The sequence below is a fragment of the Bradyrhizobium sp. CCBAU 51745 genome (genome assembly GCF_028128715.1).
Lineage (GTDB): Bacteria > Pseudomonadota > Alphaproteobacteria > Rhizobiales > Xanthobacteraceae > Bradyrhizobium > Bradyrhizobium manausense.
Map to the genome: position 1 here is coordinate 162,703 of NZ_LBJP01000008.1, position 23,801 is coordinate 186,503.

General features: G+C 65.2%; 19 protein-coding genes and 2 pseudogenes. 6 read left to right on the forward strand and 15 right to left on the reverse strand.

Annotated features, from left to right (window positions below; translation table 11 throughout):
* The coding region (locus tag XH98_RS11545; protein ID WP_271618654.1) for a DUF2155 domain-containing protein at nucleotides 1–637 on the forward strand (637 nt) is incomplete at its 5' end.
* A 37-nt stretch (nucleotides 638–674) separates the two neighbouring features.
* Here the strand turns inward: XH98_RS11545 and aat are convergent.
* From aat to XH98_RS11595, 10 genes and pseudogenes are all read right to left on the reverse strand, one after another.
* Nucleotides 675–1,350: pseudogene (aat, locus tag XH98_RS11550) on the reverse strand (leucyl/phenylalanyl-tRNA--protein transferase).
* 52 nt (nucleotides 1,351–1,402) lie between these two features.
* Nucleotides 1,403–2,512 carry a sensor histidine kinase gene (locus XH98_RS11555; protein ID WP_271602895.1) on the reverse strand — a complete coding sequence of 370 codons (1,110 nt, stop codon included), beginning with the start codon at nucleotides 2,510–2,512 and terminating at the stop codon, nucleotides 1,403–1,405.
* Entirely contained in the window at nucleotides 2,509–2,949 is a 441-nt protein-coding gene (locus XH98_RS11560; RefSeq protein ID WP_271618655.1) for a response regulator, read from the reverse strand. Before XH98_RS11560 ends, XH98_RS11555 begins: the two co-directional genes overlap by 4 nt.
* Entirely contained in the window at nucleotides 2,946–4,463 is a 1,518-nt protein-coding gene (locus tag XH98_RS11565; protein WP_271618656.1) for a sensor histidine kinase, read from the reverse strand. Before XH98_RS11565 ends, XH98_RS11560 begins: the two co-directional genes overlap by 4 nt.
* A 102-nt stretch (nucleotides 4,464–4,565) precedes the next feature.
* A complete protein-coding gene (gene accC / locus XH98_RS11570; protein ID WP_271618657.1) occupies nucleotides 4,566–5,924 on the reverse strand; it encodes an acetyl-CoA carboxylase biotin carboxylase subunit in 1,359 nt (452 codons plus the stop codon).
* 81 nt (nucleotides 5,925–6,005) lie between these two features.
* Entirely contained in the window at nucleotides 6,006–6,494 is a 489-nt protein-coding gene (gene accB / locus XH98_RS11575) for an acetyl-CoA carboxylase biotin carboxyl carrier protein (protein ID WP_271618658.1), read from the reverse strand.
* 97 nt (nucleotides 6,495–6,591) lie between these two features.
* A pseudogene (locus XH98_RS11580) lies at nucleotides 6,592–6,741 on the reverse strand (type II 3-dehydroquinate dehydratase); the annotation flags it as partial.
* 225 nt (nucleotides 6,742–6,966) lie between these two features.
* Nucleotides 6,967–7,839 (reverse strand): DUF1236 domain-containing protein, encoded by an 873-nt coding sequence (locus XH98_RS11585; RefSeq protein WP_271618660.1) that lies wholly within the window; start codon nucleotides 7,837–7,839, stop codon nucleotides 6,967–6,969.
* A gap of 209 nt (nucleotides 7,840–8,048) precedes the next feature.
* Nucleotides 8,049–8,816 carry a DsbA family protein gene (locus XH98_RS11590; protein ID WP_271618661.1) on the reverse strand — a complete coding sequence of 256 codons (768 nt, stop codon included), beginning with the start codon at nucleotides 8,814–8,816 and terminating at the stop codon, nucleotides 8,049–8,051.
* 193 nt (nucleotides 8,817–9,009) lie between these two features.
* Entirely contained in the window at nucleotides 9,010–10,404 is a 1,395-nt protein-coding gene (locus tag XH98_RS11595) for a M48 family metalloprotease (RefSeq protein ID WP_271618662.1), read from the reverse strand.
* Nucleotides 10,405–10,556: 152 nt separating this feature from the next.
* On the opposite strand from XH98_RS11595, the gene XH98_RS11600 reads away from it, so the two are divergent.
* From XH98_RS11600 to XH98_RS11610, 3 genes are all read left to right on the forward strand, one after another.
* On the forward strand, nucleotides 10,557–11,744 hold the full coding sequence (locus XH98_RS11600; protein ID WP_271618663.1) for a pyridoxal phosphate-dependent aminotransferase: 1,188 nt from the start codon (nucleotides 10,557–10,559) through the stop codon (nucleotides 11,742–11,744).
* Nucleotides 11,745–11,834: 90 nt separating this feature from the next.
* Entirely contained in the window at nucleotides 11,835–12,392 is a 558-nt protein-coding gene (locus XH98_RS11605) for a biotin transporter BioY (protein WP_271618786.1), read from the forward strand.
* Between the two features lie 83 nt (nucleotides 12,393–12,475).
* The gene (locus tag XH98_RS11610; RefSeq protein ID WP_271618664.1) at nucleotides 12,476–13,810 is read left to right on the forward strand and encodes a dicarboxylate/amino acid:cation symporter; all 1,335 of its coding nucleotides are present in this window, start codon (nucleotides 12,476–12,478) and stop codon (nucleotides 13,808–13,810) included.
* A gap of 26 nt (nucleotides 13,811–13,836) precedes the next feature.
* On the opposite strand, the gene XH98_RS11615 is transcribed toward XH98_RS11610, so the two are convergent.
* A complete protein-coding gene (locus XH98_RS11615; protein ID WP_271618665.1) occupies nucleotides 13,837–14,715 on the reverse strand; it encodes an SDR family oxidoreductase in 879 nt (292 codons plus the stop codon).
* An 89-nt stretch (nucleotides 14,716–14,804) separates the two neighbouring features.
* Between XH98_RS11615 and XH98_RS11620 the strand changes: the two genes are divergently transcribed.
* Complete coding sequence (locus XH98_RS11620; RefSeq protein ID WP_271602885.1) at nucleotides 14,805–15,641, forward strand: helix-turn-helix transcriptional regulator; 837 nt, start codon at nucleotides 14,805–14,807, stop codon at nucleotides 15,639–15,641.
* Here XH98_RS11620 and XH98_RS11625 read toward each other — a convergent pair.
* The 3 genes from XH98_RS11625 to XH98_RS11635 are packed head-to-tail and all read right to left on the reverse strand — an operon-like array spanning nucleotide 15,638 to nucleotide 19,655.
* Nucleotides 15,638–16,870, reverse strand: coding sequence for an NAD(P)/FAD-dependent oxidoreductase (locus XH98_RS11625; RefSeq protein ID WP_271602884.1), 1,233 nt, complete (start codon nucleotides 16,868–16,870; stop codon nucleotides 15,638–15,640). The two genes, XH98_RS11620 and XH98_RS11625, sit on opposite strands and share 4 nt — an antisense overlap.
* 14 nt (nucleotides 16,871–16,884) lie before the next feature.
* Entirely contained in the window at nucleotides 16,885–18,099 is a 1,215-nt protein-coding gene (locus XH98_RS11630; protein WP_057744918.1) for an MFS transporter, read from the reverse strand.
* Between the two features lie 59 nt (nucleotides 18,100–18,158).
* Nucleotides 18,159–19,655: an amidase gene (locus tag XH98_RS11635; RefSeq protein ID WP_271618666.1), complete on the reverse strand. Its 1,497-nt coding sequence runs from the start codon at nucleotides 19,653–19,655 to the stop codon at nucleotides 18,159–18,161.
* A gap of 210 nt (nucleotides 19,656–19,865) precedes the next feature.
* Between XH98_RS11635 and XH98_RS11640 the strand changes: the two genes are divergently transcribed.
* Complete coding sequence (locus XH98_RS11640; protein ID WP_057744921.1) at nucleotides 19,866–20,546, forward strand: helix-turn-helix domain-containing protein; 681 nt, start codon at nucleotides 19,866–19,868, stop codon at nucleotides 20,544–20,546.
* Nucleotides 20,547–20,617: 71 nt separating this feature from the next.
* On the opposite strand, the gene XH98_RS11645 is transcribed toward XH98_RS11640, so the two are convergent.
* The gene (locus XH98_RS11645) at nucleotides 20,618–23,758 is read right to left on the reverse strand and encodes an Rne/Rng family ribonuclease (RefSeq protein ID WP_442868567.1); all 3,141 of its coding nucleotides are present in this window, start codon (nucleotides 23,756–23,758) and stop codon (nucleotides 20,618–20,620) included.
* Nucleotides 23,759–23,801: the final 43 nt, after the last annotated feature.

Here is a 23,801-nt window from a genome sequence, read left to right on the forward strand (position 1 = left end):
CGGTGCTGTTCCTGGTCAGCGCCAGCCGCAGCAGAAGGGCGGGACCCAGCAGGGCGCCGTGCCGCAGGCACCGGCGAGCCTGCAGCCGGGCGACGAGGTCGTCACCGAGCCGCCGGCCCAGAAGATCGTGAACAAGAAGGCGACCTTCTCCGGCCTCGACAAGATCACCGGCCGCATCATCAATTTCGACGAGGATATCGGCGAGACCGTGCAATTCGGCGCACTGCGGGTGAAGACCGATGCCTGCTACACGCGCCCCGCGACCGAGGCCGCCAACACCGACGCGTTCGTCGAGGTCGACGAGATCACCTTGCAGGGCGAGGTGAAGCGGATCTTCTCCGGCTGGATGTATGCCGCAAGCCCCGGCCTGCACGGCGTCGAGCACCCGATCTACGATATCTGGCTGACCGATTGCAAAGAGCCGCAGCAGACCATTGCGACCGCAGCGCCGGATCCGGCAACCAAGCCGGCCGCGCCCCCACCACCGCCAGCGGCGCAGAAGAAGGCCGCGCCCAAGCAGGCCGTGCAGCAGCGTCCGCCGCAGCCTCTGCCGCCACCGCCGCAGGCGGCCCCGCCGCCACCTCCGCCGCCGGAGCAGCGGCCCGGTCTGTTCGGTATTCCCGGGTTTGGCCGCTAGGCCAAATCCCCAGGGTTTGGCAGCCAGTAAGGCTGATCTACTGCCGCGAAGCGATGATCTCGAGCGCGCGTGCGCCCGGGATCGCATCGCCTGACGACAGTCGCAGGAAATCGCCGGACTCGCCGGTGAGCGCCTTGTCGAGCAGCGCGGTGTAGCGCCGCCGCGAGATTTCGGTCGCACCAAAACTCTTCAGATGCTCGGTGACATATTGGGTGTCGAGCAGCTCGAAGCCGCCGTGGATCGGCGACCAGATGCACCAGCGCGACCTTGGAGGCATCGCGCGCGGTGTGGAACATGCTCTCGCCGAAGAAGGCGCGCCCGAGGCTCACGCCGTAGAGGCCGCCGACGAGATCGTCGCCCTGCCAGGCCTCGACGCTGTGGCAATGGCCGAGCTCGTAGAGGCCGCCATAGAGGTCGCGGATGCGCTTGTTGATCCAGGTGTCCTCGCGCCCTGCCTGCGGCGCCGCGCAGCCGGCGATGGTTGCCTTGAACGCGGTGTTGACGGTGACGCGGAACGCGTCCGCGCGCACGGTGCGCGCCAGGCGCGAGGCGACGCGAAAGCCATCGAGCGGGATCACGCCGCGCATTTCCGGCTCGACCCAGAACAGGGTCGGATCGTCCGCGCTCTCGGCCATCGGAAAGATGCCGCAGGCATAGGCGCGCAGCAGCACGGCGGGTGTGATTTCAGATGAGGCGGAGTCGCGCGAAGTCATGATCGCTACAATAGCAGGATCGCGATGCCGGTGCGATGGGGCGGGGCCGGGATCAGCTCGCCGCCGCGGCGCTGTTCGCCTGGCCTGATACGGCGGGGGTGCGGCGGAACCGGAGGAGGATGCGGGTCCCGGAATGGTTCGGATCGCGCTCGACGGTGGCATCGAGCTTGGAAGCCATGGCCGCGACGATGCGCTGGCCCATGCCGGTGGAGCGCGGATCGGCCTTGACGTTGTCGCCGACGCCGTCGTCGGTGATGGACAGCAGGAGATCCTCGCCTTGCGAGGTCAGCTCGACGTGAATGGGCCCAGCGCCATCGGGATAGGCGTATTTCACAGCGTTCATCACCAGCTCGTTGACGATGATACCGACGGCGACGGCGCGGTCGGGGTCGATCTCGATCGGCTCGGCCTTCACCGTCAGGCGCGACATCCGGTTGCCTTCGGCGGAGCGGCGGAGGTCCTCGAGCAAGGAGTCGAGATACTGGTTGAGCATCACGCTCTTCAGATCCTGCGAGGTGTAGAGGCGGCGGTGCACCTGGGCGACGGCGGCAACGCGGCCCATCGCGTTGGTGAGGGCGGCCTTGACCTCGTCCTGTGCGGCGGAGCTCGCCTGCAGGTGCAGCAGCGAAGCAATGATCTGGAGCGAATTGCCGACGCGGTGATTGACCTCGCGCAAGAGCAGCTCGCGTTCGGCGGCAAGCGCGGCGTAGCGGTCGCGCGAGGCGTGGATCTCGGCCTCGGCTTCATCACGCGCGCGCTGCAGCTCGGCCTGGCGCAGCGCGCCTTCGGCCGCGACATGCAGCAGCGGGATGAAGTCGCCCTTGACGTCCTTGACCAGATAGTCGGCCGCGCCAGCTTTCAGCGCGGTGACGGCGATGCTGGAATCCTGCGAGGCGGTGACGAAGACCACGGGCGGGGCGTCCGGGATCGCCATGATCTGCTCGAGCGTCTCGAGCCCGTCGAGACCCGGCATGTACTGGTCGAGCGCCACGACATCGATGCAGCCCTGAGTGCTGGCGTTGCGGATCCGCTCGAGGCCTTCCTCGCCGCTGGCGGCATGGACGACCTTGTAGCCGCGCCGAGTGAGGCCGCGATCGACCAGGCGCGCCAGTGCGTCGTCGTCATCGATATAGAGCAGTGTCGGGGTGCGCTGTTGGGTCATGAGGCGGCGGGCGGGACCTGGATGACCGAGAAGAACAGGCCGAGCTGCCGGATGGCATTGGCGAAATTCTCGTAATTGACGGGCTTGGTGATGTAGACGTTGCAGCCGAGCTCGTAGCAGCGCTTGATCTCCTGGCTGTCGTCGGTGGTGGTGAGCACCACCACGGGTGAGGCCTTGAGATATTTGTTTTCCTTGATCTGTTTCAGGATGTCGATGCCGCTCATGTCGGGCAGGTTGAGGTCGAGCAGGATCAGCAGCGCGTTGCCCTTCTGAGCGAGCCCGGTTCCGTCCGGGCCGAACAGATGCTTCATCGCCGAGTCGCCGTTGGTGAAGGAGAGGATCTCGTTGTTGACGCCGGAACGGCGGATATTGCGCTCGATCAGCCTGGCGTGGCCCTCGTCGTCCTCGATCATGATGATGGTGACGGGCATTGTCATCGGTCCGCATTCCGGTTGCTGGCGTTCCAATTGATGGGCAGCGTGATCGTGAACGTGCTGCCTGCATTCAGTTCCGATGATACCGACATGGTGCCGCCGAGGCGGCGCACAAGTGCACGTACATGGGCAAGACCGATGCCCTGACCGGGCTTGTCCTGGGTTCCAGCACGCCGGAACAGGTCGAAAATCCGCTGATGATCCCTGGGATCGATACCACGGCCATTATCGCTGATGTCGAAGATAGCGTAGCCAAGCTTGGTGCGCCCGCGAATGCTGATCTCGCCGGGGACCCCGGTCTTGAGGTACTTGATCGCGTTATCGATCAGATTGGAGAAAATCTGCTCCAGTGCAAGGCGGTCGCTGACAATATTCGGCAACGGCTCGATGTGGATCTCGGCCTGCGCTTCGGCCGCCTGGTGCGCCAGCGAGGAGACGATGGCCTCGATGAAGTCGCGGGTGTCGATCCGCTCCGGCTGAAACTCGCGCCGGCCCTCGCGGGTGAGGTTGAGGATCGCCGAGATCAGCCGGTCCATCCGGGCGATCGAAGATTTAATGAAGCCGAGCGCTTCGGAAAAATCCGCCGACAGCTGCTTGTCGGCGTCATCGAGCGGAATCTCTGCGGCATCGACCGGTGGACCGCCGGCCGGCACACGCGTAAGCCCTCCGATCCGTCGGAAGATGTCGTTGCCCAATTCTTCGAGCTCGCTGGTGAAGCCCATGATGTTGACCAGCGGCGAGCGCAGGTCATGGCTGACGATATAGGCAAAGCGCTGGATCTCGTCGTTGGCTTCACGCAGGTCTGCCGTGCGTTCGTCGACGGTGGCCTCCAGGTTGACGTTGGCATCGCGCAGCTGTGCCTCGGCCTCGTCGCGGATGCGCGCCGAACGCCGCACCAGCCAGATCGAGATCAGGGCGAGGACCACCACGAGGCCGGAACCGATACCGGTGAGGGAGGCAGCCAGCGTCTGGCTGCGGTCGGCGTTGGCCGTGCGGAGCTGGAACAGCCGCTCCTCCTCGCGGATCATCGCGCTGCCGGCACTGCCGATGGCGATCGTGGTGCCGGCGCTAGCGGCTTCGCTGACGAGCGCCGTGGCCTTCTCCGGCTGACCCTGGCCCACGAAATCGATCTCGCGCGCGAACTGGCCGAGGCGGGTTTCGATCGCGGCACTGAGCTGCTCGATATTCTGGCGTTGTGCCGGATTGTCGCCGATCAGGCGCGTCAGCCTGTCGAGCGCAGGGATGATCGCGGCGACGGCCTTTTCGTGATCGGTCCGGAAACCCGCCTCCCGCGTCAGCAGGTAGCCACGCGCGCCGCTCTCGGCACGGCGGACCTCGAGCAGCAATGCATTGACCTGGTTCTCCACCTCGATGGTGTGAACCACCCATTTGCTGTCGTTGCGCGCCTCGTTGACCAGATAGACCGAGCCTGCGCTGATCGCGGTCAGCACGACGAGGCCGGCTGCGAACAGCAGGATCTGCCAAAATGCGCGACGTCGCTGCCCCTCGGCGGTCACGACGAACTCGCTCGATCATATCTGGAAGTCAAAACGCCCCCTTGGAACTGCCCACCGTCCAAAACGCGATGGGGGCCAAGCGGTTCCCGACCAGGGTGACGATTATTTCGCTGATGGTTCCGTCTTGCCGGCAAGGTACTGTTCCAGCCAGTGGATGTGGTAGTCGCCGTTGATGATGTCATCCTGGCGGACCAGATCGCGGAACAGCGGCAGCGTGGTCTCGATGCCCTCGACCACCATCTCGTCCAGCGCACGGCGCAGGCGCATCAGGCATTCGGCGCGGGTCTTGCCGTGGACGATCAGCTTGCCGACGAGGGAATCGTAATAAGGCGGGATCTGGTAGCCCTGATAGACCGCCGAATCGATGCGCACGCCGAGGCCGCCGGGCGGGTGATACTGGAGAATCCGGCCGGGCGAAGGGCGGAAGGTCTGCGGGTTCTCCGCATTGATGCGGCATTCGATGGCGTGGCCGATGATCTGGATCTCGTCCTGCCGGGCCGGCAGCTCGCCGCCGGCGGCGATGCGGATCTGCTCCAGCACCAGGTCGATGTCGGTGATGCTCTCGGTGACGGGATGCTCGACCTGGATGCGCGTGTTCATCTCGATGAAGTAGAACTCGCCGTCCTCGTAGAGGAACTCGATGGTGCCGACGCCGAGATATTTCATCTCGCGCATCGCCTTGGCGCAGGTCTCACCGATCTTGGCGCGCGCCGCCGCAGCCAGCACGGGCGAGGGGCCTTCCTCCCAGACCTTCTGGTGACGGCGCTGGAGCGAGCAGTCGCGCTCGCCGAGATGGATCGCGCCGCCGCGGCCGTCGCCGAGAATCTGGATCTCGATGTGGCGCGGCTTCTGCAGGTATTTTTCCAGGTAGACCGAGGCGTCGCCGAACGCGGATTTCGCTTCGTTGGCCGCCGTCGACAGCGCAATCTGCAGATCCGCTTCGCTCTGTGCGACCTTCATGCCGCGGCCACCGCCGCCGGCGGCCGCCTTCACCAGCACGGGGAAGCCGATCTTCCTGGCGATCGCCATCGCGTCATCGTTGGGACCGACCGCGCCGTCGGAGCCGGGCACCACGGGAATGCCGAGCCGCTTGGCGGTCTTCTTGGCCTCGATCTTGTCGCCCATCAGGCGGATATGCTCGGCCTTGGGGCCGATGAATTGCAGATTGTGCTCGGTAAGGATCTCGGCGAAGCGCGCGTTCTCCGACAGGAAGCCGTAGCCGGGATGCACGGCGTCCGCGCCTGTGATCTCGCAGGCCGCGAGCAGCGCGGGAACGTTGAGATAGCTGTCCTTCGATGGCGGCGGCCCGATGCAGACGCTCTCGTCCGACAGGCGCACATGCATGGCGTCGGCGTCGGCGGTGGAGTGCACGGCGACGGTCGCAATCCCGAGTTCCTTGCAGGCCCGCAGGATGCGAAGGGCGATCTCGCCGCGATTGGCTATGAGGATCTTGTCGAACATGTTGTCCTGCAGCGAATGGCGAGTGGCGAAGGCGAGTAGGGAGGGCTGGCGCCATTCGCTATTCGCAATTCGCCATCCGCGTTATTCTATGATGACGAGCGGCTCGCCGAACTCGACCGGCTGGCCGTCTTCGACCAGGATCTGCGTCACGGTGCCTGATCGGGTCGAGGGGATCTGGTTCATGGTCTTCATCGCCTCGATGATCAGCAGGGTCTGGCCGACCGAGACCTTGGAGCCGACCTCGACGAACGGCTTGGCGCCGGGCTCCGGCGCCCAATAGGCGGTCCCCACCATCGGCGAGGTCACCGCGCCTGGATGCTTGGAGACGTCTGCGACGCCTGAAGCCGCAGCCGCGGGAGCTGCGGCGACCCCGGGGGCCGCGGCCGCCACCGGCATCGGCATGGTCGCGGCGACGCTGATGTTGCGGGCGACGCGCAGGCGCAGGCCGGCGCGCTCGATCTCGATCTCGGTGAGGCTGGTCTCATCGAGCAGCAGAGCGAGCTCGCGGACGAGCGCGGAATCGTCGCTGGAAAACTTTGCGGCTGCTTTGTCGTCTGGCTGGCGCGCCATGTTCTTTGATCCGAATGTTCTGGGTGAAGAGAGAGCGTCAGGCTTTGGGCCTGGTGCCGAGCTTGGCGGCAAGCCCTTGGATAGCGAGGCGATAGCCCTCGATGCCGAAGCTCGCCGCGGTCTCCCGGCACAGTTTCTCGACGTCGGCCAGCGTGGCATGGCCATACTGCTCCGGCTCCCGCGTCCCCAACACATTGAGGTTCGGCCCGTTGAGAACGAGGATCGTGTCGGTCGCTGGTTCGGCCATTCTGTCCCGGAAAGGTGTTTCGGCGTGGCGGGGTTATAGGTAACAAAGTGCGTGAGGGGAAGCCTTCAAGGGCTTCCCGGGCCGGTTCAGGCGCCTCATCCAGCGTGCAAAAACCTGTGCGGAAACTACGGAAATTGCTTGCTAACCAGTTCCAAGCATGGCTGCCGGCCCAATGCAAAAGGGGCGGGCATCGCTGCCCGCCCCTGAGGTTGCCGTCTTCCGGCCTTAGACGTTCAGGACAGCCACGATCTCGTAGGTGTCCGGATTGATGATCACGATCTCATCCTTCACCAGGACGTACTTGTAGGTCCGCCACTCCGGATAGATCGTCACGACCCGCGACGGCAGGGCGTGCAGCTCGATGCCCTCGCGCGGAATGCGGGTACCGACCGAGATCGAGAAGTTCACGTTGCTCACGGGAGCGATGTGCTCCTCGCGGATCGCCGAGGTGATCTGGGTGCGCTGCTCGGTCGAGAGCTTGGCGCCGGCGCCGGCCTGACCGACCGTCGTGTTGGTGTTGCTCTGGCCCTGCGCGTTCTGGTTAGCGCCGGGGCTGGTCTGGCCCTGGGCGTTCTGGTTGGTGCTGGGGCTGGTCTGACCCTGGGCCTTCTGGTTGGTGCTCGTGGTGCCCTTCTGGTTCTCGGCATTGTTGGTCGAGGTGCCGCTCTTGCTGCCCTCAGCCTTCATGTCCTTCTGGGCGCCGGACTTGCTGGTGTCCTGGCTCATGCTCTTGGACTTGTCCTGCGTGGACTTGTCCTGCGCGCTCTGGGCGTGTTCACCCTTCGCCCCGCCGGCCTTCTCCTCGGCCGCGTTCTTGTTCATCGCGCCGCCGGATTTCTCCGCGGTCCCGGACTTCTCCATCGCGCCAGACGACTTCTCTTCGCCTTGCTTCATGGAGCCACCGGCCTGACCCACCGTGCCCTTCTGCGGACTTGCGGAGTCCTTGCCGCGCTCGCTGGCGCCGCCCGAAGACTGCGAGTGCTCCATCGGCTGCGCACCGGCGCCGCTGTCATTCTTCATCGTGCCTTGTGCGTTCGCCAGACCGGCGCCCGCGATCAGCGCGAGTGCGGCAACCGAGATCATAAAGCGGTTCAACATGCGTATTCTCCTCACGTGTTTCTTTGCGTCATTGCCCGCGCCGACAACGAGAGGAGGTGTCACTTGTTCCGGAACATCTGCTGTTCCCCGGCATTTGTTTCTTAAACGCGAGATGAACGTCCGCGCCGGATTCGCGCCGGTTTTCGGCATACGAAAAAGGCCGGCTTTTCAGCCAGCCTCGTTCCGTCCGCAAGTGGTGAATCGTCTCGCTAGCAAGTCGCCTTGCCGCAGCGCGCCACGCCGATCTTTTCCTTGAGGCCCTCGAGGCCGATGGCGCCGACCACGATCTGCTTGCCGATCACGTAGCTCGGCGTGCCGTTCATGCCCATCGCCTCGGCGAGCTTGAAATTCTCCTCGATGGTGGAGCGCACCTCGGGGCTGGCGATGTCCTTCTCGATCCTCGCGGTGTCGAGGCCGGCTTCCTTGGCCGCCTGCATGGCGCGCGCCTTGTCGGCCGCGCCGCGACCGCCGAGCAGCTTCTGGTGGAAGTCGAGATATTTCTTGCCGGAGGGATCCTGCATGCGCACTGCGACCGCGACCTGGGCGGCCTCGACCGAGCCCTGGCTCAGCACCGGAAACTCCTTCAGCACCACCTTCAGCTTGGAATCGGACTTCATCAGGTCGAGCATGTCGCTCATCGCGCGTTTGCAATAGCCGCAATTGTAATCGAAGAACTCGACGAAGGTGACGTCGCCGTCCTTGTTGCCGAGCACGACCTGACGCGGCGAGTTGAAGATCGCCTCCGAGTTCTGCGCGATGCTGGCTTCGTGCTTCTCGGTCTCTGCCGCGGCCTGCCGCTTGCTGAGCTCCGTCATCGCCTCCTCGAGCACCTCAGGATGGCTGACGAGGTAGTTCTTGATGATGGCCTCGATGTCGGTGCGCTGGGCATCCGAGAAGCTCTCGGCCGAAGCCGGTCCCGTTGCGCCTGATAAGGCGAGCGCAATGAGCGCGGAAGCAAGCAGGCGCAGCGATGGCATTGGCAAATCCTCTTATCCAGAGCAGGTTTTGAAACAACGTCCCGGCGGACCTAGTCGTGGTGTCGTGACGTCAAATGAGCAGTTCAGGCTTCGGTCTGGAGCCCCGATCCGACGAGGTCGGAACGGGGCTCCAGCTTTTTGTTTTGACGCGTTTTCCTGGCGCGAACCGGTATCCACTTCGCTTGAAAACGCTTTAGTTGCGCGGCGATTTCGACGCCACGATGTCGTCGGCCTTGACCCATCCGGGCGTGCCGACGGCGAAACGGGTTTTCGCGCGCGTGGCAAGCTCGCGAGCGGTCTTGTTGTCGCCGCGCAGATAAGCGGCCTGGGCAGAGGCGAGATCCGCCTCGGCATAGTCTGCCTTCCGGCCATAGGCCATCGCAAGCTGGGTGTAGCCGATCGGCGCCTCGGGCTCGCGCGCCACCGCTTCACGGAGAATCTTGATGGCGTCGTCCGTGTAGGCCTTATTATCGGTTCCAACCAGAGCCTGCCCAAGTAACATCTCGATGAGGGCCGAATTGTTCGAGAGTGCGACGGCCTTGCGCAGGGGGGCAATCGCATCGGCGGGCTTGCCGCTCTCCAGAAGGGCCTGGCCGCGCACCTCGTAGAAGTACGGGTTGTTGGGCTGCACCGCAATCAGGGCATCGATCTGGGCGAGGGCACTGCGCAAGTCACCATGCAGATAGGTGCTGATGGCGCGGGCATAGCGCGCCGGCAGGCTGTCATTGGTCAGGGGGTAGCGGCGATAGACCACCTCCTGCCGCTCCATGAAGGCGGAGATCTTGGCGCGCACCATGTCATGGCGCAGCTGGAGTGCGGGATCGTCCTTCTTGTCCCAATAGGGACTGGTGCTGGCAAATTCCTGGAGCGCTGCAACGCGGTCGGCGGGCATCGGGTGCGACTGCAGATAGGGATCTGCGCCGCGCGCCGCGAACAGGCTTTCGCTGGTGAAGCGCTTGAAGGTCTCGTACATGCCCTTCGGCGACTGCTGCGTCGCGGTCAGGAACTTCACGCCGGCGCGGTCGGCGTTCTCCTCCTGCTGGCGCTGATAGGACAGCAGCGAGCGGCGGATCATCTCCTGCGGGCCGGCAACCGCGGCCGCGCCGGCGTTGGCGAGCCCACTATTGCCACCGCCGCGGGCACCGGCCGCGATGGCGCCGGCGCCGAGCAGCATGGCGATGATCATCTGCGTCTGGGCGCTGGCGAGCTGCTCGCGCATCTTGGCCAGATGGCCGCCGGCCAGATGCCCGGTCTCGTGCGCAAGCACGCCGATCAGCTGGTTCGGCGTCTCCGACTGCAGGATTGCGCCGTAATTGACGAAGATGCGACGGCCATCGGCGACGAACGCGTTGAACGAGTTGTCGTTGATGATCACCATCTGGATGTTCTGCTTCTCCAGACCGGCGGCGCGCAGAATCGGGCGCGTATATTCGCGGAGCAGCTGCTCGGTTTCCGAGTCGCGCAAGGTCGGCGGCCCGCGGCCTTCCTGCGCCTGCGCTGCCGGGACCGGCAGCAGCGCGATTGCAGTCGCGGTAACGAGGGCGGTGAGGGCGGTGGCCTTCTTGCGCAATACGATCTGGAGCGACATCAAACGGGCTTGCAAACGGATTTGGATGCAGTTTTGTGATTGGTTTTGGCGATTGGCGGCGGACCGGATACGCGATATGCCCTTATGAGCCGTATAATGCGGCTAGTCTGGGGCGCAAGCGCCCTGTTTTGCCAGCGAAATAGCAGAAATCAATGCACGATGCGACACTAAGGAACCGGGTGGGGCAGTGGCTCGAGCCCTCCCGCCGCAGCGATGTTCCCCCGTTCATGGTGATGGACGTGATGGCGGCAGCGGCCCGCATGGAGGCCGCTGGCGGCCATGTCATTCACATGGAGGTCGGCCAGCCCGCGGCAGGTGCGCCGAAGACGGCGATTGCGGCTGCTCAGGCGGCGCTTGCGACGGCGCGGATCGATTACACCTCGGCGCTCGGCATTCCCAGCCTGCGTGAGCGCATTGCGCGGCATTATCGCGACGCCTATGGCTGCACCGTCAGTCCGGACAGGATCGTGGTGACCACGGGCTCCTCCGGTGGTTTCATCCTGGCTTTCCTGTCGATGTTCGAGCCCGGCGATCGCGTCGCCGTCACGGTGCCTGGCTATCCGCCGTATCGTCACATCCTCACCGCGCTCGGCTGCGAGCCGGTGTTGATCGAGACCACCCATGACACCCGCCACGCGCTCACCGGCGAGGCGCTGCTCGCCGCCCATCGCAAGGCGCCGCTGAAGGGCGTGCTGGTCGGCAGCCCCGCCAATCCAACGGGAACGATGATGTCCCGCGAGGCGCTCGCCGGCCTGATTGCAGCTGCGGAAGGTGCCGGCATTCGCTTCATTTCCGACGAGATCTATCACGGGCTCGATTATGCGTTTCCTGCGGTGACGGCGGCCGCGCTGTCCGACCAGGCGCTCGTGATCAACTCGTTCTCAAAGTATTTTTGCATGACGGGCTGGCGCGTCGGCTGGATGGTCGTGCCTGATATTCTGGTGCGTCCGATCGAGCGGCTGCAGCAGAACCTCTCGATCTCGGTGCCCTCGCTCTCGCAGATCGCGGCGGAGGCCGCCTTCGACGGCACGGCGGAGATGGAGGAGATCAAGCATGGCTATCAGGAAAACCGGCGCATCCTGATCGAGGGATTGCCCAGGGCGGGCTTAGCGAAGTTCCTGCCGGCGGATGGCGCGTTCTACCTCTATGCCGACGTCTCGGATTTCACCTCCGACAGTTTGGAGTTCGCGAAGCAGATGCTGGAGAAGGCCCATGTTGCGGCCACGCCGGGCGTCGACTTCGATCCAATCCATGGCCGCTCGTTCATTCGACTTTCTTATGCGCGCTCGCTTCAGGAGATGCAGGAGGCAGTTGACCGGATCGCTCACTGGCTTAAATAGCCGCCAGTTTTTGCTAGCCTTCCGGAGTGCATCTTGTCTGACCGAACCGCCCAGTCCGGCGCCCCGTCGCGTTCTCCTCTTGCCGCCGTGATGTGGCCGACCCGACCGGGCGAAGCCGTCGGGCACTTGCGTGCTGTGGTGCTTGTTGCGCTCGGCTCCGCGCTGATGGCGCTGTCGGCCAAAGTCAATTTGCCGCTGCCTTACGTGCCCATGACGCTGCAGACGCTGGTCGTGTTGATGATCGGCGCGGCTTATGGCTGGCGCCTTGGCAGCGCAACCATGATCGCCTACCTCGCCGAGGGCGCGATGGGGCTGCCGGTGTTCGCCGGCCCCGTCGGTGGAATTGCACCGCTGGTCGGCCCGACCGCCGGCTATCTTTTCGGCTTCGTGGCCGCTGCCTTCATCACCGGCTGGCTCGCCGAGCGCGGCGGGGATCGCAACGTCGTATTGCTGTTTGCGGCCATGGCCGCCGGTCATGTCGTCATTTTCATCGCCGGCTTCGGCTGGTTGGCCTACGGAATCGGCCTTGGTGCGGACAAGGCCTGGGCGGTCGGCGTCGCGCCGTTCATCGCGGCTTCGGTCATCAAGAACGCGCTCGGGGCTGCGCTGCTGCCGGCGGTGCGCCGGATCGTCGACCACCGCTGCTAGAGCTTACCACGGCGAACGGTTCCAATTGACAGGGCCGGCCAAGTTGATCTTGGCTGGCTCAGAGTTTCGAGGGGGAGGTAACAATGACAACGACAACGATGGCTGGCGCGCCGGCTGCACCTGCTACCGCCAAGCCGTGGTATAAAATTCTCTATGTCCAGGTGCTGATCGCGATCGTGCTTGGCGCGATCGTCGGCTGGCTGTGGCCGACGGTTGCCACCAACGACTGGATCAAGGCGCTCGGCGACGGCTTCATCAAGCTGATCAAGATGGTGATCGCCCCGATCATCTTCTGCACCGTGGTGTCAGGCATTGCCCACATCCAGGACGCCAAGAAGGTCGGCCGCATCGGTGTCAAGGCGCTGGTCTATTTCGAGGTGGTCTCGACATTCGCGCTGATCATCGGCCTGATCATCGGCAATGTCGTGAAGCCGGGCGCAGGCTTCGGCAGTGCGGCAGCCAATGCGAATGCCGTTGCCAACTTTGCCAAGCAGGCCGAAGCGCAGAAGTCGGTCGACTTCATCCTGCATATCATTCCCGACACCGTGGTCGGCGCCTTCGCGCAAGGCGAGATCCTGCAAGTGCTGCTGTTCTCGGTACTGTTCGGCTTCGCCATCATGGGCCTCGGCGAGCGCGGCCATGTGATCCGCAGCTTCATCGACGATGCCGCGCACGCGGTGTTCGGCGTCATCTCCATCGTGATGCGCGCGGCGCCGCTCGGCGCCTTCGGCGCGATGGCCTACACCATCGGCAAGTTCGGCACCGGCGCGATCCTCAACCTGATGGGCCTGATTGCGACGTTCTACCTGACCGCCGCGCTGTTCGTGTTCGTCGTGCTCGGCATCATCGCGCGGATCGCGGGCTTCTCGATCTTCAAGTTCCTGGCCTACATCAAGGACGAACTGTTGATCGTGCTCGGCACCTCGTCCTCCGAAAGCGCGCTGCCGTCCTTGATGGAGAAGCTGGAGCGGCTCGGCTGCTCGAAGTCGGTGGTCGGCCTCGTGGTGCCCACGGGCTATTCGTTCAATCTCGACGGCACCAACATCTACATGACGCTGGCGACGCTGTTCATCGCGCAGGCGCTCGGCTACGACCTCACCTTCAGCCAGCAGCTCACGATCCTGGTCGTGGCGATGCTGACCTCGAAGGGCGCGTCCGGCATCACCGGCGCGGGCTTTATCACGCTGGCGGCGACGCTTGCGGTGGTCGATCCGCGCCTCGTGCCGGGCATGGCGATCGTGCTCGGCATCGACAAGTTCATGAGCGAGTGCCGTGCGCTGACCAATCTCTGCGGCAACGGCGTCGCCTGTGTGATCGTCGCCTGGTGGGAGGGCGAGCTCGATCGCGACAAGCTCAACGCGCGGCTGAGCCAGCAGATCGATCCGACCGACATGGAAACCGCGGTCACGACGGACTGATCAGGATCTAACGGCGCGTTGCGCCGTTAGACCTGGAAGTAATAGGGCTGGTCGAGATCCTCGATCAGCCCTTTTTCTTTGGGCTGCCAGCCGAGCAGGGCGCGCGTCTTGGCGCTGGACGTCGGCACATCGGCACCGGCGAATTGTGCGAACCAGCCGAAATGCTCGGTCGCTTCGTCCAGCGATTTCGAGACCACGGGCAGGCCCAGCCTTTTGCCGATCACCTCCGTAATCGTCTTGAACGGGATGCCTTCCTCGGCGATGGCGTGATAGCGCGGTGCCGTTGCGCCTTGCTCGAGTGCGAGGCGATAGACGCGAGCGGCATCGCAGCGGTGCCCGGCCGGCCAACGGTTGGTGCCATCGCCAATATACGCCGCCACGCCTTTCTGGCGCGCGAGGTTGATCAGGATCGGCACGAAGCCATGGTCGCCCTCGCCATGGGTCGTCGGCGGCAGTCGAACCACCGCGGCGCGGACACCTTCCAGCGACAGCGCGGTGGATTCCGACACCCGCGGAAAGCGGTGCGCGGCCTCGTCGTCTTCCGTTGCAAGCCGCCCCGGCGCCAGCAGAGCCACGCCCGACGTGACGATGAGCGGACGGTCGGAGCCCTTGAGCTCCTCGCCGAGGGCGAGGATGGCGCGGCGGTCCAGCTCGCAATTGTCCAGAAACTTCGAGAAGTCGTGGTTGAAGCCGAGGTGCAGGACTCCGTCGGAAGAGGCCGCGCCGCTGCGCAAGGAGGCGTGGTCCTCCAGCGAGCCGCGATGGACTTTGGCGCCCATCGCGGTGAGGGCGGCCGCGCCGGCGTCGGACCTCGCAAGGCCCGTGACGCTGTGGCCGGCGGCGATCAGGTCCGCAACGACGGCGGAGCCGACGAAGCCGGTGGCGCCAGTGACGAATACACGCATGAGCAGGTCTCCAGTTGGTTGGAGCCAGCATCTGCGCTAGTATTATCCCGGTAAAGTAGTGACGTTATCAGGGTATTATAGCTAACAGGATGAGCGAGACGACCAGCGACAACCTGCTCGGGACCTACCTGAAGGACCGCCGTGTCAGGCTCGATGCGGCGGCGTTCGGCTTCAGCGGCCCTCGCAGGCGCACGCCCGGGCTCCGCCGCGAGGAGGTGGCGCAGCGCGCCAATATCAGCCCGACCTGGTACACCTGGCTGGAGCAGGGCCGGGGCGGCGCGCCGTCGGCCGACGTGCTCGACCGCATCGCGCGTGCGCTGATGCTGACCGACGTCGAGCGCGAGCACTTGTTTCTGATCGGGCTGGGCCGTCCGCCAGAGGTGCGCTACCGGGCGAGCGAAGGCGTCTCGCCACGGCTTCAGCGCGTGCTCGATGCGCTGGAGACGAGCCCCGCCATCATCAGGACAGTGACCTGGGACGTCGTCGCCTGGAATCGGGCGGCCACGATCGTGCTGACCGACTATTCAAAGCTGCTGCCCGAACAGCGCAACATCCTGCGCCTGATCTTCTGCGAGCCGCGGGTTCGCGCCGCCCAATATGATTGGGAGAGCGTGGCCCGTTTCGTAGTCGCAGCGTTTCGTGCCGATGTGGCGCGCGCCGGCGCGGTCTCGCATGTCGCTGACTTCGTCGATGAGATGTGCCGTCTCAGCCCGGACTTCGCCAAGCTGTGGGCCGACAATGACGTCCGCTCCTATAGCGAGGGCGTCAAGCATCTGCGCCATCCGGTGCTCGGCCAGATGGCGTTCGAATATTCGGCCTTCGCGGTCGATGGCCGGCCCGATCTCGGCATGGTCGTCTACAACCCGGCGACGCCGGACGATGCCCAGCGCATCAGGAAAGTGCTCGTCGCGCGATCTGACGGCTAGAACCGCTCCGGACGGTATGGTGTCGGATCAATCGACGGCGTTTCGCCGTTCATCATCTCCGCGAGCAGGCGACCGGTGGCGGGTCCCAGCGTAAAGCCCTGGTGGCCGTGGCCAAAATTCATCCAGAGGCCGCCGTGGCGCGGGGCGCGCCCGAGCACCGGCACCATGTCAGGCGTGCAGGGGCGGGTGCCGAACCACGGCTCGGGCTCGGCGCGCTTGCCGAGATCGATCAGTTCGCGCGCGGAGGCTTCGGCACTGGCGAGCTGCACCGGCGTCGCCAGCGCATCAGGGCCCGTCAGCTCCGCGCCTGTGGTAATGCGGATGCCCTTGGCCATCGGACCCATGGCGTAGCCCTGGCCCTTGTCGACCAGCGGCAGATCGAGCGTGGCGCCGCCGGTGTAGTGCATGTGATAGCCGCGCTTGCGCACCAGCGGAATCCGGTAGCCGAATTTGTGCAAGAGATCCGGCGACCACGGCCCCAGTGTCACGACGGCATTGGCGGCATCGATGCGGCCGTTGTCGGTGTTCACCGACCATCCGGTTGCGGTCTGTTGCAGCGACTGCGCATCGCCGAGCACGATCTGACCGCCAAGGCGCTCGAACAGCTCGGCATAGGCCGTCACGAGTGCGCCGGGATCGGACACGGTCCAGGTATCGAGCCAGTGGATCGCGCCGGGAAGATCGTTGCGCAGGATCGGCTCGGCTTTTGTCAACTCACTGCCCGACAGCACGCGGAAATTCACGCCGAACTCGCGGCGGTCTGCTTCCGCCTCCTTGATCGAGTGGTCGAGCGCCGCGGCATCGCGAAACACCGCGCGATAGCCGGCGCGGCGGATCAGATTGTCGGCGTGGGCCTCGCGGATCAGGACGTCGTGCTCGGGGGTCGCATAAGCGATCAGGCGCGCCCAGGCCGCGATCGCTTCGCGATGGCGCTTCGGCGCCGAATGCCACCAATAACGCAGCAGCGGCTCGACGTGACGATGCAGCGAGGAAAAACTGTAGCGCACGTCGTTGGTGCGGCCGGTCGCGATGTTCAGCAGCGAAGAGAGGTCGCGCGGCATCGGATAGGGCCGCACCGCTTCGGCCTGGATCATGCCGGCATTGCCGTAGCTGGTCTCGCGGCCGGGCTCCCGGCGGTCGACCAGTGTCACCGTCCAGCCGCGCTGGCGCAGATGTACGGCGGCGCCGACCCCCACCATGCCGCCGCCAAGAATGATTGCGCTTCGCATCTGCAGAACTCCCGTCAGGCCGGCTTCGGCGCCAACTTCGGCTGCGCCGTGTTGATGGTCGCGGCGACGACGACCGACATCGCCGTCATCGTCACCAGGAAGCCGAAGGCCGCGTCGAATGATCCTGACCCCGTCACGATGAATCCCATGATGGCGGGTGCAACGAAGCCCGCGCTCTGGCCGCCCAGGTTGACCATGCCGATGCCCGATCCGATCTGGTCGTCACGCAGCAGCTTGGTCGGCAGCGCAATCACGGAGGCCAGGACGAAGGATTTGAAGAAGTAGACCACCGATTGATAGACGATCAAGGCGGTGATCGTCTCCGCCTTGTACATGGCGTAGAGGAAGATGCCCGTTAACGCGGAACTGCCGATCAAGAGATATTTTTCGCGCTCGGCAAAGAAGGTGGTCATCACCCAGCCGCCGATTGCGGTTGCAAATGTCGCCATCACGAACGGGATCGGCGCCACCACGCCGACGGTCTTGAGGTCGAGCCCGCGCTGCTGCAGCAGATAGAGCGGCATCCAGGAATCCAGGCCCTTGTTGACGCAGCTCAGGCCGAACCACACCACCATGAGCTGCCACAGCAGCGGATTCTTCATCAGCTCGCGCATCGGCGCGCGGGGCTTTGCCGTCACCGGTCCGACGCCGATACGCGCCAGATGTGGAACAAAGACGAAGTAGATCACCGCGAAGACGATGCCGGCGATGCCGATCGTATTGAAGGCGTGGCGCCAGCCCAGCCAGACGATCAGCGGCGCCATGATCAGCGGTGCGATCATGCTGCCGGCATAATTCGAAGACAGCAGCAGCGACGACATTTTGGGCCGGCTGTCCTTCTTGAAGAGCTCCGCGATGGCGCGAATGCTTGCCGGCGGAAAGCCGCCTTCGGCGATGCCGAAGATGAAGCGGATCGCGATCAGCGAGGTCAGCGACCAGGCAAGGCTCGTGAACGCGGTGAACAGCGACCACATCACGATGGTGACGATGACGACATATTTCGAGCCGAAGCGGTCGGAGAGCCATCCCCCGGGCACCTGCATCGCCGCATACCCCAGGAAGAATGCGCTGATGACGATGCCGAGATCGGCAGCCTGCAGATTGAAATCCTTGCCGATCTGCGCCAGTGCCAGCGAGATCGCGGCGCGGTCGATATAGGAGATGCAATAGGCGAGATAAAGCAGGACGAAGGCGACGATTCCGGTTTTGCGGTTCGACAATTCGGCCATGCTGATCTCCTCGATGCCGGCGGGCCGGCGGTCATGCCTGTCTGGTTTGTTCGCGGGCTCTATTCCCAGGTGAGAAAGCCGGGCGCGGCCGACAGCGCCGGCGCGGCGGCGAGCCGTGCGAGGTCGGGCACCGGCCGGCACATTTCCGGATCGTTCGCGAACGCAGCCTCGATGCTCGCGGCGACCGAGAGGACGATGGCATCGCCACCACGCGGGCCGACGATCTGGAGGCCGAACGGCAGGCCGGCTTCATCAAGGCCGAGCGGAATGCTGATCGCGGGGTGGCCGGCAAGCGTGACGGCGTAGGCCAGCGCGAGCCAGTGGAAGTAGGATTTCGTCGGCACGCCGTCGATCTCGGCGGGATAGAGCTCCGACCAGGGCCGCGGGCTCAGCGTGATGGTCGGGCTGATCAGCACGTCGCAGGTTTCGAAGAAGCTTTGATAGGCGCGATAAATCCGTGTCTGCGTCGTGCAAGCGCGGGCGTGGTCTTCGAGCGTATAGCGGAGGCCTTCCTCGACGTTGGCGCGGACGTTGGGGCCGAGCATCTCGGGCCGCTCTTTGTAGGTCTTGCCATGGGTCGCCAGGAACAGGCCCGCGCGCAGCACGGCGAAAGCATCGTCGGCGCCGGTGCAGTCGGGTGTCGCCTCGCAGCTCTCGGCGAACAGCGGCGCGAGCTTGCTCACGCGCTGGCGGAACACGCGGCGGATCGCCTGCTCGGTCGGCGCGAATCCGAAATCCTCGGTGAAGGCAAGGCGCAGCTTGCCGAGGTCTGTTGGGCCCGGCGCCGCCCAGCGCTCGGCGCGTCCGCGCAAGGGCTCGCCGGGCAGGGTGTAGGCGAGTGGATCGCGGGGATCGTCGCTCGCCATTGCCGACAGCATCAATGCGGTGTCGGCAACGTTGCGCGCCATCGGTCCATCGGTCGACAGGTTGGACCAGCCGAAGATGCGCTTCTCGCTCGGCACCAGGCCATAGGAGGGTCGCATCCCGACGATGCCGGAGAAGCCCGCCGGATTGCGCAGGGAGCCGCCGGTGTCGGAGCCCGAGGCGAGCGGCGCCATGCCACAGGCGAGCGCGACCGCGGAGCCGCCGGAGGAGCCGGCCGCCGAGCGCATGGGATCGAAGGGATTGCCGGTCGCGCCGAATACGGGATTGCGGGTGTTGCCGCCGGCCGCCCATTCCGGCGTGTTGGTCTTGCCGAAGATGATGGCACCGGCGGCGCGCAAGCGCGCGACCGAGCCCTGGTCAGCAGCCGGCACGTTGTCGCGGAGCAGCGGGCTGCCATAGGTCGAGCGCATCCCGGCGGTGTCTTGCGTGTCCTTGATCAGAACGGGGAGCCCGTGCAGCGGGCCTCGATCCTCACCGCACCGGATGGCGGTCTCGGCGGTCTTTGCGGCGGCGCGAGCGCCCGGCTCGTCCAGAGTGACGACGGCGTTGACAGCGGGATTGACGGCGGTGATGCGGGACAGGCAGGCGTCGAGCAGTTCGACAGGCGAGATTGCCTTGCTGGCCAGCAGGCGGCGTAACTCAACGGCGCTGGAATCGCACAGGTCGGGCAAGGCCAATCCCTTTCAGATTATGAAAACGATTTAGCATATCGGAAATGAGCTCCGACGCACCAATATTCGTCAAAACCGGGCATTTCATGCACAAACCCTGGCCTGCATGCCCAGCTGGCAACCAGGAGAGCCATCCAAGGGGTGCGTGGCTTCGAAAAGATTGGGTCGATCAGTCAATATTTTTTCTTGGGCCCATGGTAGAGATGCTCCATGAGCGAGATCACGACGTCAGAGGGTGCCAACTCCCAGCTCGGCCAATGTCTCAAGGCCGCCCGTCAGGCGCGCGGTCTGACGCTCAAGCAGGTAGCGGAACGGACCGGGATGGCGCTGTCGACCTTGTCGAAGGTCGAGAACGGCCTGATGTCGCTGACCTACGACAAGCTGCTCCAGCTGACCTCAGGTCTGAAGATGGAGATCGCGGAGCTGTTCAATCCCGCGGTCGCGACGCCTGCACAGGGCCGGCCGGTCACCGCGCGCCGAAGCATCAGCCGGGCCGGGCAGGGGCAATTGATCAACACGAAATTCTACACCTACACCTATCAATGCACCGACCTGATCGGCAAACGCATGGTGCCGATCGTCGCCGAGGTCCGCGCGCGCTCGTTGGACGAATTCGGGCCACTGCTGCGTCACGCCGGCGAAGAGTATTTTCTGGTGACGAGCGGGCGCGTGGCCGTCCACACCGAGTTCTACGCACCTGAGATCCTGGGCGAGGGCGACGGCATCTATCTCGACAGCACCATGGGCCACGCCTACCTCAATGCCGGCGAGGGAGCGTCTGCCAAGGGCGTCTGTCTCTGCACCAGCGAGGCGCCCGATCTCTACGACCAGCTTCGCCAGATCGCATCGCGTGATGTGGCCTCATCAGGTGATGGCGAACTGCCGCCGTAGCGGATTGGCGGGGCATGAAAACGAAAACGCCCGGCTTTTGGCCGGGCGTTTTGCATTGGGGGTGTTCGGCTTTATTGGCCGCCGCCGAAACGGCGCGACCACCAGCCGGCGCGGCGCGGGGCCGCCGGCGTCTCGGTCGCCGCTTCCGGCGCGGGTGCAGGGGCGGGCGGAGCAACCGGCTCCGGCGCTGAAGCAACCGGGGTTGTTGCCGGCTCGCTCGGGCTGCTCGACAGGAAGCTCACCTTCTCGCGGACAGTCGACCGGCGACGTGCCGCCTTCCCGTCGCCGTCGACGACCGGCTCTTCCTCGGCCACAGCAGCAGCCGGTGCGGCCTGGACCGGCGCTTCAACCGGTGCCTGGTGGAATTGAGGCTCGGGTTGGGACGTCTCGTGCTCATCAAGAGCGACCTGCCCTGAATGCGCAATCGACGGCGCGGCCTCGCTGCCGGTGCTGTCGAAATCGGCCACAGCGTTGGTTGCTTCCGGCGGCGGATTGCCGCCGAGTTCGTCGCCGATGGATCCGGCGAGACCGTCCTCGCTGCCGCCGCGCCGACGACGTCCACCCCGACGGCCGCGCCGGCGACGGCGCTCGCCGCTGCCCTGCTGCTCGCCACGGGCGGCCTGCTCCTCACCGTCCTCGCCGTCCTGCTCGGTGTCGCCATCCTCTTCGCCTTCGCCGGCGGCCAGGGCCGGCTCTGGAAGCGTGGCCGGACTATCTTCCCGAAGCTCGCCGTCGCGCTGACCGCCGCGACCGCGGCGACGGCGGCGGCGTTTGCGGCGCTGGCCGTCCCCTTCGGACCCGGCTTCCCCGGACGCCTGCTCCTCGCTGAGACCTTCGGTCTCGTCGGTCTCGACCTCGGATTCGGTCTCGAGGTCGAAACCGTCCTCGTCGTCATAGGCCTCTTCGGGCAGGGGCGGCGGGCTTGCGGCCGCCTGTGCGGCCAGCAGCGCCTTGGCGGCTTCGAGCGTATGCACCTGCTCGCCGCGGTCGATCACATAAGCCTGCGGTCCTGAGACGCTGGGATCGGCGATCACCGACAGCGTGACCTTGAAGCCGTTCTCGAGGTCGCGGAGATGACCGCGCTTGTGGTTCAGCACGTAGAGCGCGACGTCGGTGCGGGTGCGGACCACGAGATTGTGGGTCGCGCCCTTCATCAGGATCTCTTCGAGGCCGCGCAGCAGCTGCAGCGCCACCGAGGACACCGAACGGACATGGCCGGTGCCGCCGCAATGCGGGCAGGGATCGGTCGAAGACTCCAGCACGCTGGCGCGGATGCGCTGACGCGACATCTCGAGCAGGCCGAAATGCGAGATGCGGCCGACCTGGATGCGCGCGCGGTCCTGCCTGAGGCAATCGGACAGCTTGCGCTCGACCGCGCGGTTGTTGCGCTTCTCGTCCATGTCGATGAAGTCGATGACGATCAGGCCGGCGAGGTCGCGCAGGCGAAGCTGGCGGGCGACCTCTTCGGCCGCTTCCAGATTGGTCTTGAGCGCGGTGTCCTCGATATGGTGCTCGCGGGTCGATCGTCCGGAGTTGACGTCGATCGAGACCAGCGCCTCGGTCTGGTTGATGACGATGTAGCCGCCCGAGCGCAACTGCACGGTCGGCGAGAACATCGCATCGAGCTGGCTCTCGACGCCCATCCGCGAGAACAGCGGCTGGCCGTCGCGATACTGTTTCACCGCACTGACATTGGCGGGCATCAGCATCTTCATGAAGTCGCGGGCTTCGCGGTAGCCGGCTTCACCGGCGACCTGAATCTCGTCGATCTCCTTGTTGTAGAGGTCGCGCAGCGAGCGCTTGATCAGCGAGCCTTCCTCGTAGACCAGCGTCGGGGCCTGCGACTTCAGCGTCAAATCGCGCACCGTCTCCCACATCCGGATCAGGTACTCGAAGTCGCGCTTGATCTCGGGCTTGGTGCGGGCGGCACCCGCGGTGCGCAGGATAATGCCCATGCCCTCGGGCACGTCGAGATCCTGCACCACTTCCTTCAGGCGCGAGCGATCCTGCGCCGAGGTGATCTTGCGGCTGATGCCGCCGCCACGGGCGGTGTTCGGCATCAACACGGCATAACGGCCGGCGAGCGACAGATAGGTCGTCAGCGCCGCACCCTTGTTGCCGCGCTCTTCCTTGACCACCTGCACCAGCATCACCTGGCGGCGCTTGATGACTTCCTGGATCTTGTACTGGCGGCGCGGACGGAAGGTGCGCTCCGGCACTTCCTCGAGCACGTCGTCACCGCCGACGGATTCAACCACTTCCTCTTCGGCTTCTTCGCCGTCCTCGTCGTCCTCTTCGTCTTCTTCGGTTTCCGCAGCCTCGCCATGCGGCGCCTCCGCCGCTTCGCCGGCGGCGTAAACGGCATCGGCCGGCTCGGTGACCGAGGTCACGACTTCCGCAAACGTTTCGCCATGGGCTTCGACGGCAGGAGCCCGCTCAGGCTCGGCAACCGTTTCGGCCGCAACCGCGGGCTCGGCGCCCACAGCCGCGACAGGCGCGGGCGTCTCGTCGGCGTGATGCTCGTGCTCGTCATGATCATGCTCGTGGTCATGACCATGATCGTCATGATCGTGCGCATGCGCGTCATCATGGGCGTGAGGATGATCGTGATGGCCGTGATCATCATGCTCATGATCGTCATGCCCGTGATCGTCGTGATCATGGTCGTGATCTTGATCCTCGTGGTGCTCGCCGTGATGCTCGGCATCAGCGTGCAGGTGCTCGCCCTCCTGCGGCGCGCCTTCGGCGTGCTCGGGCAGGGGCTGACCTTCGACCGGTTGGGCGGCGGGATCGGCGCCGGCGTCGAGACCCTCGACGATGTCGCTGCGGACACGCTCGCCGTGACCGCGGCGGCGGGCATTGCGGTGGCGCGAGCGGCGGCGGCCGTGCGACCGGTTCTCGCTCTCCTCCTCGGCTTCGCGATGAGCCTGCTCTTCGGCCTCGATCAGCGCCTGCCGGTCGGCAACCGGGATCTGGTAATAGTCGGGATGGATTTCGCTGAAGGCGAGGAAGCCGTGGCGGTTGCCGCCATATTCGACGAAGGCGGCCTGGAGCGAGGGTTCGACCCTGGTGACCTTGGCGAGGTAGATATTTCCGCGCAGTTGCTTGCGTTGCGCGGTCTCGAAGTCAAACTCCTCGACGCGATTGCCGCGGACCACGACGACCCGGGTCTCTTCCGGGTGGGTGGCGTCGATCAACATCTTGTTGGGCATGTCTTAACTCTTGGCGGCGGCGGGCGCGGTTCACCGTGGGCGC

Bases quoted from the DNA above. Each gene is read 5' to 3' on its own strand.
- XH98_RS11555 (WP_271602895.1), bottom strand. From the start codon at position 2,512: ATGACCCAACAGCGCACCCCGACACTGCTCTATATCGATGACGACGAC.
- XH98_RS11560 (WP_271618655.1), bottom strand. From the start codon at position 2,949: ATGACAATGCCCGTCACCATCATCATGATCGAGGACGACGAGGGCCAC.
- accC (WP_271618657.1), bottom strand. From the start codon at position 5,924: ATGTTCGACAAGATCCTCATAGCCAATCGCGGCGAGATCGCCCTTCGC.
- accB (WP_271618658.1), bottom strand. From the start codon at position 6,494: ATGGCGCGCCAGCCAGACGACAAAGCAGCCGCAAAGTTTTCCAGCGAC.
- XH98_RS11585 (WP_271618660.1), bottom strand. From the start codon at position 7,839: ATGTTGAACCGCTTTATGATCTCGGTTGCCGCACTCGCGCTGATCGCG.
- XH98_RS11590 (WP_271618661.1), bottom strand. From the start codon at position 8,816: ATGCCATCGCTGCGCCTGCTTGCTTCCGCGCTCATTGCGCTCGCCTTA.
- XH98_RS11595 (WP_271618662.1), bottom strand. From the start codon at position 10,404: ATGTCGCTCCAGATCGTATTGCGCAAGAAGGCCACCGCCCTCACCGCC.
- XH98_RS11600 (WP_271618663.1), top strand. From the start codon at position 10,557: ATGCACGATGCGACACTAAGGAACCGGGTGGGGCAGTGGCTCGAGCCC.
- XH98_RS11605 (WP_271618786.1), top strand. From the start codon at position 11,835: ATGTGGCCGACCCGACCGGGCGAAGCCGTCGGGCACTTGCGTGCTGTG.
- XH98_RS11610 (WP_271618664.1), top strand. From the start codon at position 12,476: ATGACAACGACAACGATGGCTGGCGCGCCGGCTGCACCTGCTACCGCC.
- XH98_RS11615 (WP_271618665.1), bottom strand. From the start codon at position 14,715: ATGCGTGTATTCGTCACTGGCGCCACCGGCTTCGTCGGCTCCGCCGTC.
- XH98_RS11620 (WP_271602885.1), top strand. From the start codon at position 14,805: ATGAGCGAGACGACCAGCGACAACCTGCTCGGGACCTACCTGAAGGAC.
- XH98_RS11625 (WP_271602884.1), bottom strand. From the start codon at position 16,870: ATGCGAAGCGCAATCATTCTTGGCGGCGGCATGGTGGGGGTCGGCGCC.
- XH98_RS11630 (WP_057744918.1), bottom strand. From the start codon at position 18,099: ATGGCCGAATTGTCGAACCGCAAAACCGGAATCGTCGCCTTCGTCCTG.
- XH98_RS11640 (WP_057744921.1), top strand. From the start codon at position 19,866: ATGAGCGAGATCACGACGTCAGAGGGTGCCAACTCCCAGCTCGGCCAA.
- XH98_RS11645 (WP_442868567.1), bottom strand. From the start codon at position 23,758: ATGCCCAACAAGATGTTGATCGACGCCACCCACCCGGAAGAGACCCGG.